The organism is uncultured Thiohalocapsa sp. (assembly GCF_913062725.1).
Lineage (GTDB): Bacteria > Pseudomonadota > Gammaproteobacteria > Chromatiales > Chromatiaceae > Thiohalocapsa.
Window position 1 is genome coordinate 22,379 of the sequence record NZ_CAJXWY010000007.1, and the last position, 16,210, is coordinate 38,588.

The 16,210-nt window shown below is 70.1% G+C and carries 16 protein-coding genes; 9 read left to right on the forward strand and 7 right to left on the reverse strand.

Annotation, left to right across the window (positions count from 1 at the left end):
• The first annotated feature begins 228 nt into the window (after positions 1–228).
• Entirely contained in the window at positions 229–1,002 is a 774-nt protein-coding gene (gene kdsB, locus QZ588_RS03050) for a 3-deoxy-manno-octulosonate cytidylyltransferase (RefSeq protein ID WP_295539757.1), read from the forward strand.
• 18 nt (positions 1,003–1,020) lie between these two features.
• Here kdsB and QZ588_RS03055 read toward each other — a convergent pair whose 3' ends face one another.
• A complete protein-coding gene (locus tag QZ588_RS03055) occupies positions 1,021–1,305 on the reverse strand; it encodes a hypothetical protein (RefSeq protein WP_295539759.1) in 285 nt (94 codons plus the stop codon).
• Between the two features lie 362 nt (positions 1,306–1,667).
• Between QZ588_RS03055 and QZ588_RS03060 the strand changes: the two genes are divergently transcribed.
• Together QZ588_RS03060 and QZ588_RS03065 are read left to right on the forward strand one after the other, a co-directional pair.
• On the forward strand, positions 1,668–2,114 hold the full coding sequence (locus QZ588_RS03060) for a hypothetical protein (protein ID WP_295539761.1): 447 nt from the start codon (positions 1,668–1,670) through the stop codon (positions 2,112–2,114).
• Positions 2,115–2,343: 229 nt separating this feature from the next.
• Complete coding sequence (locus QZ588_RS03065; protein ID WP_295539763.1) at positions 2,344–2,838, forward strand: low molecular weight protein-tyrosine-phosphatase; 495 nt, start codon at positions 2,344–2,346, stop codon at positions 2,836–2,838.
• A 30-nt stretch (positions 2,839–2,868) separates the two neighbouring features.
• On the opposite strand, the gene QZ588_RS03070 is transcribed toward QZ588_RS03065, so the two are convergent.
• The 4 genes from QZ588_RS03070 to rne all read right to left on the reverse strand — a co-directional run bounded on the left by QZ588_RS03070 (position 2,869) and on the right by rne (position 9,406).
• Entirely contained in the window at positions 2,869–3,669 is an 801-nt protein-coding gene (locus QZ588_RS03070; RefSeq protein ID WP_295539764.1) for a polysaccharide deacetylase family protein, read from the reverse strand.
• Complete coding sequence (locus tag QZ588_RS03075; protein ID WP_366929528.1) at positions 3,656–4,837, reverse strand: glycosyltransferase; 1,182 nt, start codon at positions 4,835–4,837, stop codon at positions 3,656–3,658. The genes QZ588_RS03070 and QZ588_RS03075 overlap by 14 nt, the downstream gene beginning before the upstream one ends.
• A complete protein-coding gene (locus QZ588_RS03080) occupies positions 4,831–6,162 on the reverse strand; it encodes a sulfotransferase (protein ID WP_295539766.1) in 1,332 nt (443 codons plus the stop codon). Before QZ588_RS03080 ends, QZ588_RS03075 begins: the two co-directional genes overlap by 7 nt.
• A 94-nt stretch (positions 6,163–6,256) precedes the next feature.
• Positions 6,257–9,406, reverse strand: coding sequence for a ribonuclease E (gene rne, locus QZ588_RS03085; RefSeq protein WP_295539768.1), 3,150 nt, complete (start codon positions 9,404–9,406; stop codon positions 6,257–6,259).
• Positions 9,407–9,974: 568 nt separating this feature from the next.
• Between rne and QZ588_RS03090 the strand changes: the two genes are divergently transcribed.
• From QZ588_RS03090 to QZ588_RS03100, 3 genes are read left to right on the forward strand one after another with little or no spacing between them, the layout of a single operon-like run.
• On the forward strand, positions 9,975–10,970 hold the full coding sequence (locus QZ588_RS03090) for an RluA family pseudouridine synthase (protein WP_295539770.1): 996 nt from the start codon (positions 9,975–9,977) through the stop codon (positions 10,968–10,970).
• On the forward strand, positions 10,960–11,640 hold the full coding sequence (locus tag QZ588_RS03095; RefSeq protein WP_295539773.1) for an HAD-IA family hydrolase: 681 nt from the start codon (positions 10,960–10,962) through the stop codon (positions 11,638–11,640). Before QZ588_RS03090 ends, QZ588_RS03095 begins: the two co-directional genes overlap by 11 nt.
• Complete coding sequence (locus QZ588_RS03100; protein WP_295539775.1) at positions 11,637–12,647, forward strand: S49 family peptidase; 1,011 nt, start codon at positions 11,637–11,639, stop codon at positions 12,645–12,647. The genes QZ588_RS03095 and QZ588_RS03100 overlap by 4 nt, the downstream gene beginning before the upstream one ends.
• A 22-nt stretch (positions 12,648–12,669) precedes the next feature.
• On the opposite strand, the gene QZ588_RS03105 is transcribed toward QZ588_RS03100, so the two are convergent.
• Positions 12,670–13,287 carry a nucleoside triphosphate pyrophosphatase gene (locus QZ588_RS03105; protein WP_295539777.1) on the reverse strand — a complete coding sequence of 206 codons (618 nt, stop codon included), beginning with the start codon at positions 13,285–13,287 and terminating at the stop codon, positions 12,670–12,672.
• Between the two features lie 36 nt (positions 13,288–13,323).
• Positions 13,324–13,806: a YcgN family cysteine cluster protein gene (locus tag QZ588_RS03110; protein WP_295539779.1), complete on the reverse strand. Its 483-nt coding sequence runs from the start codon at positions 13,804–13,806 to the stop codon at positions 13,324–13,326.
• Positions 13,807–14,066: 260 nt separating this feature from the next.
• Here QZ588_RS03110 and QZ588_RS03115 point away from each other — a divergent pair, with 260 nt between their 5' ends.
• From QZ588_RS03115 to QZ588_RS03125, 3 genes are all read left to right on the forward strand, one after another.
• Positions 14,067–14,621, forward strand: coding sequence for a methylated-DNA--[protein]-cysteine S-methyltransferase (locus QZ588_RS03115; protein ID WP_295539781.1), 555 nt, complete (start codon positions 14,067–14,069; stop codon positions 14,619–14,621).
• Positions 14,618–15,532, forward strand: coding sequence for a site-specific tyrosine recombinase XerD (gene xerD / locus QZ588_RS03120; RefSeq protein ID WP_295539783.1), 915 nt, complete (start codon positions 14,618–14,620; stop codon positions 15,530–15,532). The genes QZ588_RS03115 and xerD overlap by 4 nt, the downstream gene beginning before the upstream one ends.
• A gap of 143 nt (positions 15,533–15,675) precedes the next feature.
• Positions 15,676–16,158, forward strand: a complete 483-nt coding sequence (locus QZ588_RS03125) for a YajQ family cyclic di-GMP-binding protein (RefSeq protein WP_295539785.1) — start codon at positions 15,676–15,678, stop codon at positions 16,156–16,158.
• The last annotated feature ends 52 nt before the right edge of the window (positions 16,159–16,210 follow it).

Genomic DNA, 16,210 nt, shown 5'->3' on the forward strand with positions numbered 1-16,210 from the left:
CACGTGCCGCATGCCCGCATGGCTGGGTGCCGCTGGTCGTCGTGATCGGGAGCGTCATCCCGGCGTCTGCACGGTGCGATGACAACGATGCTATACCTGTGCGCTGCGATCATTGATCGACGTCGGGTCTAGCGATGGGTGGCGCGACCGGCCTCGAATGCCATGCCGCGCCGCACCCGCGCCGCAGCCGGCGACCTTCGGCCGCAACGGCGCCAGAGTGAGAATGCCATGCACAATAGCTTTCGCGTCGTCATCCCCGCCCGCTATGGCGCCAGCCGCCTGCCCGGCAAGCCACTGCTGGACATCGGCGGCAAGACCCTGATCGCCCGCGTCTGGGAGCAGGCCAGGGCCAGCGCCGCGGCCGAGGTGGTCATCGCCACCGACGATGACCGGATCATCACCCACGCCCGGGCCATCGGCGCAGATGTGGCGCTCACCGCGGCACATCACCAAAGCGGCACGGAGCGCATCGCGGCGGTGGCGGCCGCCCGGGGCTGGCCGGCGGAGAGTGTGGTGGTGAACCTTCAAGGGGATGAGCCCTGCATGCCACCGGCGAATATCGACCAGGTGGCGGCCGCCCTGGCGGCGGACGACGACCTGCAAATGGCAACCCTGGCCACCCCTATCACCGTCGCCGGCGAACTGTTCGACCCGCACGTGGTGAAGGTGGTCACCGCGGCGGACGGCACCGCGCTCTACTTCTCGCGGGCGCCGATTCCCTGGCATCGAGACGAATTCCTGGGCGAGCGCGCCCATTTGCCGGAGCATACGCACTTTTGGCGCCACATTGGTCTGTACGCCTATCGCGCTGGATTTCTGCAAGCATTCGTCGGCTGGCCGCCGTCGCCGCTGGAACGGGCCGAGTCCCTGGAGCAGTTGCGGGTGCTCTGGCACGGGGCACGGCTGCAGGTGGCGCGGGCGCAGGTCACACCCGGCCCAGGCGTGGATACCGCCGATGACGTACGGGCCGTGCTACGCTGGCTCCAGGGGAGTGGCGGCTAGGGCGTCTGGCGGGTTGTGTCAGCCGTGGTCGCCGATATCGTCCCAGGCCCGCAGGAGTCGCGCCAGATCCGCCGTGGGCTCGCCTGCTTCGGTAAACAGCGCCAGTTCCAGGTGCTCTGGTGCGCGGAAGGCGGGGTTGCCGTATTGATCGGTCTGGATGGGGGGCTTCGGGTCCCGGCTCTCCAACACCAGGCGGCCGTCCGCCGCCAATACCTCCACGAGGCGCCAGTGGCGGCCCGCGTGCTGGCAGCGGCGCCCGAGGTGGGCGCGCAGCCGCGCCAGGAGCTCTTCGGTGGTTTGCATGGTGCTGACTGATTGGTTGTGGTGCGCAGCAGGTGAGGGCGCGGAGTCGTCTTTCGCACCCTGTCATCGGCGTCAGGCGTGAGCGGGGCCACCCAAAAAAAAGCCCCGCGGGGTCGCGGGGCCAATTCACCACTGAGGAGGTCAGAGAACGGAAATGGCAGAGAGGGAATTTCCGCCTCTGGTGGAGAATAAGCATGGCGCATGCCAACTTTGAAGGTCTGGTACGGCTGTGCGCATCAGTCGTTGCTGATGCACGTGCGCCGGCGTTGTCGCGTCTGCCGGGCACGTCGGGATGGTCGAATCTTTACCGCGCACGGCGGGTTCTGCACCGAATGGGTGCGTGTTGGCCTGGCATGGCGGGTTTGGCTCATCGCCCCGGCAGCGGTGCCCGGGCGCTGCTGTGCCTGGGGCTGTGTCTGGTGGCGATGGGCGTTCCCGGTATCAGTCAATCGGCCGAGCCGACGAGGGCCGCGGGCTGGCTGCAGTTGGAACGCGATCAGCGCACATACCGACAGCGCGCGGGGCCGCTGGACCTGCGCGAAGCGCGTGAGCTCTCCACCGTCGAGCGCGTGCAGCGCAACGACCTGCGCGCCGTGGAGCAGCGCATCGAGCGCGATGCGAGCCGGCGGCGGCGTGTGCTCGAACCGCCCGCCGCGCGCCCCGACCAACCGGGAGCCGTGACACCCCCGCCGGCGATGCCCCGGCGCAGCGGCGGCATGGATCCGGGCCGCGCCCTGGAGCGCCAACGCCTGCAATTGCGCATGCGCCAGTACCGCCAGCCCTTCGGGCGCATGCGTCCGCCCCGGTAGTCCTCCGGGCAGCCGCGGCGAAGACGGCGGCCCAGGTGCCGCTGACCACCGCGGGCTCAGCGCGCAGGGCGGTCTCCGAGGGTCAGGATCTCGCCTTCGGTGTTGGCGGCTGGCAGACGAAAAGACACGCATGGGGCAGTTCTGCGAGGGATAGTGCAGAATTTTCAGGATCTGAGGCATCGAAGCCAGGGACGGGTGCAGACACTACGACCAGACAGGACAGACCGTTATGAACGATACGAAACGCGTGCGGGTGCTCTTTGTGTGCATGGGCAATATCTGCCGCTCGCCCACCGCGCAGGGGGTGTTCCACAAGCTCGTCGCAGAGGCCGGGCTCGCGGAGCAGATCGAGACCGACTCCGCAGGCACCCACGCCTACCACCTCGGCGAGCCGCCGGATCCCCGTGCGCAGGAGACGGCCCGGCGCCGGGGCATCGACTTGGCCGACCTGCGCGCCCGGCGTGCGGTGGCCGAGGACTTCGAGCTGTATGACTATGTGCTGGCCATGGATCAGGACAACTACCAGGTCCTGTCCGCCCTCTGTCCGCCCGGGCGCGACCTGGAACGGCGTTTGGCGCTGCTGATGGATTATGCGCCGCAGGCACGCCTGCGCGAGGTGCCCGATCCCTACTATGGCGCCGCCGGCGGCTTCGATGCCGTCTTCGATATGGTGGAGGAGGCCGCCGTCGGGCTGCTGGAGGAGATCCGCCGCCGCCATTTGTGACGGCGTCTGCGGCTGCAGCGCGCGACGCGCTTAGGCGCTGTGGCCGGTTGTGTGCCGCGCCGCACCCGCGCGGGTGGTCGGCGGCGGGTCGTCCAGCAGCGTCGCATAGTCGGCCAAGCGGCGGTAACGGCGCAGATCCTCGACCAGATCGCCGCGCAGTGGATGGTCGAGGTCGGCTGGATGTATACCCACCCGCAGGACACCCGTGCGCGCCGCCCGCCGCCGTGCGTGCCGGTTCCACAGCCGCAGCACGGGCACCCGCAGCGGCGCATCGGCCTCATAGCCCAGCACCGGAGCGGGCGTGAGCGTGCCCCGGGCGGTGTCGATGACACCCGAGAAGACCTCCACCTGTTGGTACAGTCCGGCCTCGCCGAGGGTTCGTGGTGCGATGTCGCCGAGCGCCCAGGCCGGCGGCACATAGAGTGTGGGCGGGTCCAACGCCTGTTGCTGAAACCAATGCTGACAGCGTCGCATGAGCGCAAGGATGCCGGCGGCGCTCAGCGCCAGGTGCTCGGCGACATGACGGGACAGGAACAGGCTGTGCAGGCGGTGCTTGAGGCCACGGATGCGCGCGACCTGATGCCGCCAGCCATGGCCGGCGAGCACGTAGCCCGCACGCTGCAGCGCCCGCAGCTCGTCGATGCCGCGGGCATCCCAGCCCGTGCCGGGCACCACCAGCAGCGTCACCGGCTGCACGTCGTGGCGCTCCAGCAGGGCCAGGGTCCGGCGCACCGCCGGCATGGTTGCCGGCATCAGGTCGTGCACCGACACCAGCGCCAGGGGCTCATCCCCGGACGGGGGGGCGATGGCCCGGGTCTCAGATGCAGACATCGTCGCTGCCGGCGGCGTTCTCATCCCGGACCACCCGCAGCCAATGGCGTAGGTTGCGATCGTTCAGCTCGCGGGCGGCCGCGCGGGCGATGCCCGCCTTGCGCTCCAGCATGGCATGGTCCACCGCCCGCAACCGCGCCAGGGTGTCGGCGAGGGTCTCGTCGGGGCGAATCTGGAACAACCCCTGCTCCAGGCTTCGCCAGCTGAGGATGCCGCATGCGGCGGATACCACCACCAGTCTGCCCCGGGCCATGGCCTCCAGCGCGATGGTGCCGAAGGATTCCACCGTCGATGGCAGGACGAGGACGTCGGCGCCGTCGATGAGCGGCAGGATTTGCTGGCGCTTCACCCAACCGACATAGTGCAGGTTGGGCAGTTGCGCACCCTGCTCCAGCAGCCATTGCCGCTGTGGGCCATCGCCGGCCACTTGGAACTGCAGATCCGGCAGCGCGGCGGCGGCGTCCACGATGGCACCGAGATTTTTCTCCGGTGCGAGCCGGCCGGCGAAGAGGATGCGATGCACGCCCTGACGCAGGGGCTGCGGCGGTGTGTCGAGAAAGGCCTTGGGGATAGGCGTGCCCATGAGGCCGACACGCCGGGCGCCGATGCGCCTGGCGATGTCGAGCATCTCTTCGGAATTGGCCAGCACCAAGGCGCCCTCGCGGAACAGGGCCCGGTTGCAGGTATTGAGATAGGCCTGTGCCACCTTGCCCATCAGCACCCAGTCGTCGTTGAGCGCTGCGAGCCGCTCGAAGTGGGTATGGAAGCCCACCACCAGTCGCGCGTGCCAGCGCTTGGCGAGCACCATGCCGAGCATGCCGAAGGGCCCGGGGGTAGGCACGATGACCACGTCCGGGCGCAGCCGCGCCATCCGCCGCATCACCAGCGGCAGGGAGGGCAGGACGAAGCGCTGCGTGGGATCACCCGGCAGCGGCAACGGCAGCCCGCCATACCAGTGGCCGGCGCGAAAGCGCGGCGAGATGAGATCGACGCGCCCGCCGACGGCCGTCAAGTGCTCGGCCAGGTCCCGGTAGTAGGCACCGACGCCGTTGCGCTCCGGCGCGGCGTCCGAGACGATGGCGATGCGCAGACCGGTGCCGTCGAGGGCGCCGGCGATGCTGTCCGGCGCGGCCCCGACGCTGGCGTTGTCTTCGGTGGGGCTCAGCACCGCGACAGCCCCGCGGTCTGCTCGGTTGCATCCATGACCGCGGCGGCGGGGGTGCCGGCGGCCGGGTGTGGCGGTGATTCCGGCGCCCCCAACACGACTTGGGCGCTGGCCGGGTCAGGATAGGCGTCGGCGAAGCGTCGGGCGATGGTGGCCGCGTCCAGACCCAACTCGGCGAGCTGGTAGCGGTGACTGCTGCGATAGGCACGTGCCGGTGCAGCGGCGGCGCTGAGGGTTGCGGTGAAGTCCTGCCGCAGCGGGATGCCGAGACGCCCGTAGGCACTGCGCACGGTGCCGGCGAGATCGGCCTTCAGCTGTGGCAGGGTCGTGGTGACGGTGCGCGCCGGCGCTTGTGTCTCGGCGAGGGTGCGGAGGTTTTGGTAGTAGAACGCCAGTTGCTCGATGAAGCGCTCGCGCAACGGTGCGCTGTCGGCGGGCACACCGAAGAACCTCAGGCCGGCGCGGATGGAGCTCAGCTGCGAGGGCACCGTCTGCAGCGGGTCGCGCAGGCAGACCAGGAAGCGGGCATCCGGGAATTGTGCCGCGAGGCTGTTGGCCATGGCGGCGAAGGCGGCATTCTTGGAGAGCAGGCGCTTGTCCTGTCCGTGCACGTAGAGATGGCGGCGCAGTGCGTCGGCGTAGAAGTCCAGCAACCGCCGCCGCTCGGCGGCGGGCATATCGCGGTCGAAGCTGCCCATGCGCCAGAGATGTGCCGCTTGCGGAAACGCCAACACCAGGATGAAGCAGCTCAGCACGGGCATGAGGGCGAAGTAATCCTCCTCGGGGGAGCTCAGGCTCATGGCGTGCACGTCGTCCAGGGACGCGAAGAAGCGCCGCTCTGCCATACTCAGCAGCCGCCGCAAGGGGGCACCCAGCTTGGCATCCAGCCGCCCCAGGGTGCGCCAGAACAGGCGCTGTGATACCGACGGCGCGAACAGACACTCCCAGGTCGTGAAGGTGGTGAACTGCGGGTCACGCGCCAGCACGGCATGCAGATTGGTGGTGCCGCTGCGGGGCACGCCGAGCACGAACAAGGGCTCACGGATGCGAACCCGGCGATAGTCCCGGAACAGCAGCTCATCCAGCAGGAAGCCGAGCCAGTGGATGCCCTGCGCCAGCGCGAAGATGGGCAGGAAGGCGAGCATGACCAGCACCCGACGCGGGCGGGCGCGGCTCACGCCATCCGGCGACCGCAACAGCGCGCCGGCGGCGATACCGACGAAGCGCGCGATGCTGGTGAGGAACAGACGCAGCATTTGGAGGCCAGTGACACGGGCTTGACGGGCGTAGAGACGCCGGCGGTGCACGCCGGCACATGGGCCGGCCATGGTACCGCAGCCGCTTCGCAAACCGAAATTGCATCGGGTTGAATGCGGCGACGTCCAGGGGCGCCGGGCGCGGCTGGTGTGTCGGCGGCGCTGCTCAGCCGGAGCCCGGCTGACCGCCGTCGGCGGTGCGCGTGCCGCCGGAACTGGCATCGTCCGGGGCGGGCACGTCTGGCGTCGGCGCCGCCGCGACGCTCGCGGTGGCTGCTGACCCGTCGCCGCCGGCGTCGGTATGTGCCCCATCGCTGGCTCTGGCCCCGGGTGGCTGCGCCGGCGCCGGGGCGCCATGGCTCACCGCGACGGCACCCGATTCGGTGCTGCGGCCCGTGTCTGCGCCATCGGCATGCGCTGCACCATTGCCTTTGCGCGCCCGCTGCGGGGCCGGCGCCTCGGCGGTGACCCCGGTGCCGCCATCGGATATCGCCGGTGCGGCGGCGGCCTCCGGGGCGGGCTTGCCGCCGGTGTTGTCGACCGAAGCCTGCTGCGGGCTGGGCACAGGCTCGGGCGCACCGGGCATGCGTGGTGCCGGCTGCGGGCTGGCTGCGGCGCCGTCGGCATCGGCTGCGGCGCCGTTGGTCTCTGCGGTGGGGGCCTTGGCCGGGGCGGATTGTGCGGTGACGGCGCTGGCATCCGGTCGATCGTCACCATCCGTGGCCGTATCGGCGGCGGCCGTCTCGCCGTCGCGCGTGGCGTTGCTGCGCCGCCGCCGTCCGCCACGGCGGCGGCGGCTGGAGCGGCTGCGGGTCGGTGTTTGCTCATCGCCGGCGGGGTCGGTCGCCGGCGTCGTCTCCGCGCCGTCGGGGGCATCCGCGCCATCGCCGCCGGGTGCTGCGCTGCGGGTGTTCGGGTCTGCGTCCGCGGTGGCGTCCGCTGCCACGGGCGCCCCCTTGCGCTCAGCGTCGGTGGCCATTGGCAGGGTATCGCGACGCGTCATCAGCTGCCGCCCGGGACGTTGTCCGGCGCCCCCGGCGTCGGTGCTCGACGGGCCCTGATCGTGTGTCGGCCGCTGTGGCTGCGCGGCATCCGTCGTGGCGGTACCGTCGCTGCCGGGCGCATCGGCCGGGGTCGCGTCAGCGCCATCACCGCCGCCGGCATCCGTCGCTTCGCGTTGCCCGCCGCTGCGCCGCGAGCGCCCGCCGCGGCCGCTGCGGCGCGAGCTGCGTTGGCGCTCGCCATCGTCCTGCTGGCTGCCGGCCTGGCCGCGGCGCGAGCGGCTCTGGCGCTGGGCGGCCGGCTCCTCGGTTTGTGCGCCGACTTGTTCGCGAGTTGTCGTATCGTCCGCAGCAAGCTCCGCCTTGGGCTTGCTCCGGCGTTGCCGGCCGGCATCGTCGCGGCGTTGTCCACGCGCCTTGCGCTGTTGATCGTCGCCGTCGGCGCCGGCGGTCCGGGGCTGACCGCGAGCGGCTGTGGCGGCCTGCGAGCGCTCGCCCTCGGGCCCGTGCGGGGGCGCCTGGATGGCGGCCGGCGGCATACGGCCGGCGTCGTCTGGGGCGTCCGCCGTGCCGTCACTTGGTGGTGCGAAGAGCATGCCCCAGAGCTTTTTCAGCATGCTCTCTTGGTGGGCGCGCTCCAGATCCGCGTCGCCTGCGCTGGTCTCGGTTTCCGGCGGCTGGGCCGGCCGCGGGCGCTGCGGTGCCGGCGCCGAGGGCTTGACGCCTTTCACGGCGGGCTCCTCGGGCTTGATGTCGGCTCTCATGTTGGCGAAGGCGGGCAATTCCTGCTCGGGCACATTCGCCAGGGTGTAGCTCGGCTCGTCCTCGCTGCGACGCTCGGTGTCCTGTACGCGGATGCGCTCGATGGCGTAGTCGGGCGTCTCCAGGTGCTTGTTCGGAATCAGTACCACGCCCACCTGATGGCGCTGCTCGATCTCGAGGATCTTGCGCCGCTTCTCGTTCAGCAGGAAGGCGGCGACGTCCACCGGCAGTTGGGCGAGGATGCGCGCGGTGCTTTCCTTCATCGCCTCTTCTTCGATGATGCGCAGCACCGACAGCGCCAGGGACTCCACGCCGCGAATGGTGCCCTGGCCCTTGCAGCGGGGGCAGACGTGCTGGCTCGACTCGCCCAGCGACGGGCGCAGGCGCTGACGCGACATCTCCAGCAGTCCAAAGCGGGAGATGCGTGCCACCTGCACCCGGGCGCGGTCCTGCTTCAGGGCCTCGCGCAGGCGGTTTTCCACCTCGCGCTGGTGCTTCGCCGGCGTCATGTCGATGAAATCGATGACGAAGAGTCCGCCCAGGTCGCGCAGGCGCAGCTGCCGGGCGATCTCGTCGGCGGCCTCCAGGTTGGTGTTGAGGGCCGTCTCTTCGATATCCGCGCCCTTGGTGGCGCGGGCGGAGTTGATGTCGATGGAGGTGAGCGCCTCGGTGTGGTCGATGACCAGCGCGCCGCCGGAGGGCAGACGCACCTCGCGCTGGAAGGCGGATTCGATCTGGCTCTCGATCTGATAGCGGGTGAACAGCGGCACCTCGTCCTGATAGAGCCTGAGCTTCTTTTCGTTCTGCGGCATCACCTGCTGGATGAATTCCTCGGCACGGCGGTACATCGTCTCGCTGTCGATCACGATCTCGCCGATGTCCGCGCGCAGGTGGTCGCGGATGCTGCGAATGATGATGTCGCTTTCCTGGTAGATCAGGAAGGGCGCCTTGCGGCTCTCGCCGGAGGTTTTGATGGCGTCCCAGAGCTGCAGCAGGTAGTCCAGATCCCACTGCAGCTCCTCGGCGTTCTTGCCCACCCCCGCGGTCCGCACGATCAGCCCCATATCCGCGGGGATATCGAGCTGGCTCAGCGCCTCGCGCAGCTCGGAGCGGTCGGCGCCGTCGATGCGCCGGGAGACGCCGCCGGCACGCGGGTTGTTGGGCATGAGCACCAGATAGCGCCCGGCCAGCGAGATGAAGGTGGTGAGTGCCGCACCCTTATTGCCGCGCTCCTCCTTGTCGATCTGCACGACGACCTCGCGTCCCTCCTTGATGAGCTCCTTGATGCTCGCCTTGCTGCCGGGCTTGACCTCCTGGCTGAAATAAGCGCGGGAGATTTCCTTCAGCGGCAGGAAGCCGTGGCGCTCGGAGCCGTAGTCGACGAAGGCCGCCTCCAGGCTCGGCTCGACGCGGGTGATGACGCCCTTGTAGATGTTGGCCTTTTTTTGCTCCCGTCCGGGGCTTTCGATGTCCAGGTTGAATAGCTTCTGCCCATCCACGATCGCAACTCGCAGCTCTTCGGGCTGCGTTGCGTTGATCAGCATTCTTTTCATGTTGTCTGCGCACTCTGGCCGTGGCGCGCGGCGTGATACCGTTGCCCGGATCGGCCCGTGGGGCCGTGCTCCGGGAGTCCCGCTCGCAGTCGGCTCCCCATGCCGACGGGCCCGAGGTTCGCGGCCGCCGCGACGCGCACGGCGTCGGTCGGCGGCGGCCAGGCAAGCAGCGGGCACGCGCCTGTGTTCAAGTCGCGCCCCCGGCTGGGAGGGGCCAGGGCGCTGGTGCGGACGCCGCGGGCTGCGGCGTCCGGGAAACGGATTTCGAGCTCAGCCCGCCCGGTGGTGCGGGCGCGCCGGGTCCAGGCTTGCGCCCATGGCCGCCCCGGCCCGGTGGTGGGCTGTCGGATGGTGCCGGTGTACCATGGCTGGGGCTTCGTTCTTGCGTGGCCTGAAGTTGGCGCGGTCGTCACAGGAAGTGCTGGCGGTGCCCCGCTTTACACGCAAGAGCCTGCCGTCGCGGCGTCGACGCCGGAGGCGTGCGACGCTGTACCATCAGCCTGCGGTCGCCGCGCCGGACGATCTCACATAAGTTCCTAAGGTTAGCAAGGTTTCCGAGGGGCAGCAATTGACCGATCCCAGCACCGGACGCGCCCGTTCTGCACATGCAGGCCGTATCCCAGGTGTGCGTCACCTGCGCGTCGCCGAAGGCGCCGCGGGTCAGCGCGTGGACAACTTCCTCCTGACGCAGCTCAAGGGCGTGCCGCGCTCGCTGATCTACAGACTCCTGCGCCGCGGCGAGGTGCGCGTCAACAAGGGCCGCGTGAAGCCCCATCAACGCCTGCACGCCGGGGATGACGTGCGCATCCCGCCGGTGCGCACCGGGCCCGAAGCCAGCCGCGCCGCGCCGCCCGCGGGGTTGACCGCCGCCCTGGCCGGATGCGTGCGCTACGAGGATGAGCGCCTGTTGGTGCTCGACAAGCCGGCGGGGGTGGCGGTCCACGGCGGCAGCGGCGTGGCCCACGGCGTCATCGAGGCGCTGCGGGCGGCGCGGCCCGGGCAGGAGCTGGAGCTCGTGCACCGGCTCGACCGCGACACCTCCGGTTGTCTGCTCATCGCCAAGCGGCGCAGTGCACTTCGGTTCCTGCACGCGCAGCTGCGCGACGGCGCGGTGGACAAACAGTATCAGGCACTGTTGTGCGGCTCCCTGGCCGCTGCGGTGCAGCGGGTGGACTTGCCCTTGGCCAAGAACCAGCTCCAAAGCGGCGAGCGCATGGTGCGCGTGGATGCGGCCGCCGGCAAGCCGGCGCTGACCGTGTTCCGGCGCGTCGCCGCCTACGGCGACGTGACGCTGGTGGACGTGGCACTGCACACCGGGCGTACGCACCAGATCCGGGTGCACGCGGCGGCCATCGGTGCGCCCGTCGCCGGCGACGACAAGTACGGCCGCCCCGAGCATCGGTCCCGTGCGGCGGCGCTGGGGCTGACGCGGCTCTTTTTGCATGCCGCCGAGCTGCGGTTTCGCCCGCGCGACGATGCGGCGCCCATCACCGTGACAGCCCCGCTGCCCGAGCCGCTGGCGGCGGTCATTCGACGCGCAGAGGAGCACGCCCATGCGCTATGAGCTTTTGGTGTTCGACTGGGACGGCACCCTGATGGATTCCGCCGCGCGTATCGTCGCCAGCATGCAGGCCGCATTCACCGAGCTCGGCCTGCCGCCGCCGACGCCGGGTGCAGCCCGCAACGTCATCGGGCTCGGCCTTGCCCATGCCGTCGCCGAGCTGGCGCCGGCTCAGGACACGGCCACCCGGTCCGAGATCGTCACGCGCTATCGGGCACACTACCTGGAGCTGGATGAGACGCCGACGCCGCTGTTTCCGGGCGTCGCCGAGGTGGTGCCCCGGCTGCGGGAGGCGGGCTATCTGCTGGCGGTGGCCACGGGCAAAAGTCGCGTCGGACTGGACCGGGCGCTGGCGGAAACCCGACTCGATACCCATTTCCATGCCACGCGCTCGGCGGACGAGACCTTCTCGAAGCCGCATCCGCAAATGCTCCTGGAACTGCTGGACGAATTGGGCGTCCATGCCTCGCGGGCACTCATGATTGGCGATACCGAATACGATCTGCTGACGGCAAAGAACGCCGGCGTCGACGCGCTCGCCGTCTGTTACGGCGCGCATGCGCCGGAACGGCTGCTGGCGCTCGCGCCCCGTGCCTGCCTGTCGGCCATCGAGGCGCTGCCCGGCTGGCTCGCCGCCGCGGCCCAACACGTAAGCGAAGACGACACACCATGAAGCTCGATTTCCTCAAGTTCTGGCAACGCCGCGACCCGAGCCGGGCCGAGCGCATGCCGTCCCCCGACGACTCGGACTGGGAGCGGGCGCTCATCAATCGCATGGCGGCGGAATTCCTGCGCGAGCAGCGCCGCTCGCGGCGCTGGGGCGTCGTCTTCCGCATAGGCATCCTGGCCTACCTGTTGCTGCTGGTGGCCGCCTATTACGCCAACGGCATCGGCGAGTCCCTGAGCGCCGGCACGGAGCATACGGCGCTCGTGGACGTGGAAGGCATCATCGCGCCCGAGGCGAGCGCGAGCGCCGATCACATCATCACGGGTCTGCGCAAGGCCTTCGAGGCGGAGCAGGCCAAGGCCGTCATCCTGCGCATCAACAGCCCCGGTGGCAGTCCGGTGCAGGCGGGCTATGTCTTCGACGAGATCCGTCGGCTGCGCGAGAAGTATCCGGACAAAAAGCTCTATGCCGTCGGCGTCGACGCCTGCGCCTCCGGGGCCTACTACATCGCCGCCGCCGCCGACGAGATCTACGTCGACGCGGCGACGCTCATCGGCTCCATCGGGGTGCGCCTGGACAGCTTCGGCTTCCAGCAGGCCATGGAGGAGCTCGGCATTCAGCGCCGGCTGCTCACCGCCGGGGATCGCAAGGCCATTTTGGATCCGTTCTCGCCGCTTTCGGCGCAGGATCGGGCCTTCCTGCAAGGCCTGCTGGACAACATCCACACGCAGTTCATCGATGCGGTCAAGACCGGCCGGGGCGAGCGGCTCAAGGGCGGCGAAGAACTCTTCAGCGGGCTCTTCTGGACCGGCCAGGAGAGCGTGGACCTGGGCCTGAGCGACGGCATCGGCTCCAGCAGCTACGTCGCCCGCGAGATCGTAGGCACCGAAGAGATCGTGGAGTACACCAGCAAGCGCGACCTGCTGGAGCGCCTGACCGAGCGCTTCGGCACCGCCCTCGGCCGCGGCCTGGCCGAGATCGGTGCCTGGCAGGGGCTGCCGGCGCTGAGATGAGATCCGGGGTGATGGGGCGGGGCTAGACCCCGGACCCGCCCACCTCGCCCCGGTCTGCCAGCACCTCGACGCCGGCTGCTGACAGCATGTCCACCAGCCGGATCAGGGGCAGACCGATGAGCGCGTTGGGGTCGGCGCCCTCCAAGTGCTCGAACAGGGCGATGCCGAGCCCTTCGGACTTGAAGCTGCCGGCACAGCCGAAGGGCTGCTCGCGGTCCACATAGGCCTCGATCTGCGCGGCGCTCAGGCGGCGGAAGTGCACCTTGAACACCTCGCAGGCGGTCTGCGCGCGCCCGTCGGCGGTGCGCAGCAGGCAGAGGCCGGTGCAAAAGACCACGGTGCGCCCGCTGGCGCGGCTGAGCTGCTCGATGGCGCGCCCGCGGCCGCCGGGCTTGCCGAGGATGGCGCCGTCGAGCGCCGCCACCTGATCCGAGCCGATGATAAGCGCATCCGGGAATCGATCAGCCACGGCCCGCGCCTTGGCCTCCGCCAGGCGCACCACCAGCCGCCCGGCGCTCTCGCCGGGGGCGGGGGTCTCGTCCACCTCGGGGGCGACGGCCTCGAAGGGCAGACCAAGCCGGGCGAGGAGCTCGCGGCGGAACGGCGATGTGGAGGCGAGGACCAGCCGTCGGTGCGTCATCGTCCGGGTATCCTGGGTAGTGGGGCTTGCCGGCGCTCAGCGCACCCAGTCCACCAGGTGCAGCAGCGGGTCCGTCACCGCTTGCTCCGACACCACCCGGCCGCGGGCACTGGCGCCGGCCCGGTGCACCGCGTCGGCGTCGCCGCAGCGCAGGTGATGCCAGCGGGGCAGGGGGCGGCGCTCCGCAACGCGCCGATAGGCGCAGGTCTCGGGCAGCCAGGTGGGGTCTTCGAGGTGCGCCGGGGTCAGCGTGATGCAATCGGGCACCTGCACGCTGCGGTTGGCGTAGTCCGTGCAATGGCAAGTGTCGCAGTCCAGCAGCCGACAGGCGACATTGGTGTAATGGATGGCGCCGGTATCCTCGTCCTCGTACTTCTCCAGGCAGCACTTACCGCAGCCGTCGCACAAAGATTCCCATTGCGCCCCCGACATGGCCTCGAGGCGCGTCGTCTCCCAGAACGCGGCCGGCGGCGGCTCATCACATGGGTCGTCGGCCGCAGGGTGGACCGCGTCGGGCATGGCGTTTGGCATCGGGCTGCGCTCCCGGGCACCGCTGGGCCGTGTCGATTCGAGATGGCCGAGAGTATATAGTCGTCGCAGCGTAACTTTCCGCTACAAACTTTGCCGGGTTGAATGGCGCACGGCGGGCGTCGACGGTCGGGAGGCCGACTCGGCACCTCATTGGCTGTCTCCCCATTGGCTGTCTCCCCGGCCGTCGCCTGCGCCCGCTGTCCACCCGCAAACCGGCAATCCTCGAATGCGACGTGTATGACGCTGCCATGACTGCGATGTTCTCGGAGGGCCACATGCCGCTCGACGCCGGCCGGCGACTGACGCCAGGCGACGCCGCACCCACGGTGGCCGTCTCGGCGCTGGAGACCGTCATCGGTCGCATCGGGCTGCATTGGCAAGCCACGGCGGAGGACGCCGGGCTGGTGCGCGTGGTGCTGGCCGCCGACGATCTGGACGCACCGCCGGCGCCGGCATGGCTGGCTGCGCCGTTCATGGCTTACTTCGCAGACGCCCTGCAGCCCATCGGCCTGCCCACGCGCCTGCCCGGCACGGCCTTCCAGCGCCGGGTCTGGCGGGCCATCGCCGCCATTGCGCCCGGTCGCACGCGCACTTACGGCGAGCTGGCGGCGGATTTGGGGTCTGCGGCGCGGGCCGTCGGCGGCGCCTGCCGCGCCAACCCCTGCCCGCTGGTGGTGCCCTGCCACCGGGTGGTGGCACGCCAGGGGCTCGGCGGCTTCGCCGGTGACCGCGGCGGGCGGCTGCTGGCCATCAAGCGCGCGTTGCTGGCGCACGAAGGTACCACCGGCCGGCGGCCATCATGACACCGGCACGCGCGGATGACATCGAGCTGGCGCTGGTGGAGGCCTTCACCGATGCCCTCTGGCTGGAGCGGGGCCTGAGCGACAACACCCTGGCGGCCTATCGCTCGGACCTCACCGCCTTTCTGCGCTGGCTCGCCGCCGAGCGCGGACGTGGCGCCTGCGAGGCGCAGCGCCTGGACCTGCTGGACTACCTGGCGCTGTTGTCGCAGCAGGGCCGCAAGCCCCGATCCACCGCCAGGCTGTTGTCCTGCCTGCGGCAGTTCTACGGCCATCTGCTGCGGGTGGGCCGCGTCGGCGAGGATCCGTCGGCTCGCGTGGACGCCCCGCGGCTGGGCCGCCCCCTGCCCAAGACCCTGACGGAGGCGGAGGTGGAGCGCCTGCTGGGCGCACCGGATACCCAGGACCCACGCGGCCACCGCGACCGCACCATGCTGGAGGTGCTCTATGCCAGCGGGCTGCGGGTGACCGAGCTGGTGACCCTGCGCCCGCAGGCCGTGAACCTGAACCAGGGCGTGGTGCGCATCAGCGGCAAGGGCGACAAGGAGCGTCTGGTGCCCCTCGGCGAGGAGGCGACCCGCTGGCTCGCCGAGTACGCCCGCGGCAGCCGGGCGGCCATCCTCGGCGGGCGGCGCAGCGAGTACCTGTTCCCCACCGCGCGCAGCGCCTGCATGACCCGCCAGGCCTTTTGGCAGCTCATCAAGCGCTACGCGCTGGTGGCCGGCATCGTCAAGCCCCTGTCGCCGCACACCCTCCGTCACGCCTTCGCCACCCATCTGCTCAATCACGGTGCGGATCTGCGGGTAGTGCAGTTACTGCTTGGACACAGCGACCTGTCCACCACCCAGATCTACACCCATATCGCCCGCGAGCGCCTGCAGCAACTGCACCAGCGCCACCACCCCCGCGGCTGAGGACACCGCCGGCGACCGACGGACGGACGAGGCCATCCGCACGGCTGCCGCGGTGGACCTGCGGCGCGCGTTCAACTATGGTCTCGGGCTCATTGGCGACCATGCCCGCAACCATCGCCCGCCCTCCCGCAACGGAGCTGCCCATGCCGTCCTTCGATGTCACCGCCGAATGTGACCTGCAGGAGGTCCGCAACGCCGTCGACCAGGCCAATCGGGAGATTCAGACCCGGTTCGATTTCAAGGGTGTCGATGCCGTTTTCGAGCTCGGCGAGGGCGCCGTGCAACTCCGGGCCGAACAGGAGTTCCAACTCCAGCAGATGCTGGACATCCTGCGCCAGAAGCTGGTGAAGCGACGGGTGGACCTCGCGGCGCTGGACGTCGGCGAGCCCGTCAGCACGCTGAATGCCGCGCGTCAGGACGTCGCTCTCAAGCAGGGCATCGACGCCGACACCGCCAAGCGCATGGTCAAGGCCATCAAGGCCGCGAAGCTCAAGGTGCAGGCGCAGGTGCAGGGTGATCAGCTGCGCGTCACCGGCAAAAAGCGCGATGACCTCCAGCAGGCCATCGCACTGCTCAAGGCCGAGGATTGGCAACTGCCGCTCGATTTCACCAATTTCCGGGACTGAGCCACGGCGGCGGGCGCCGCCGCAGACCGTCCCGGGCAACCGCTCCAGCTAT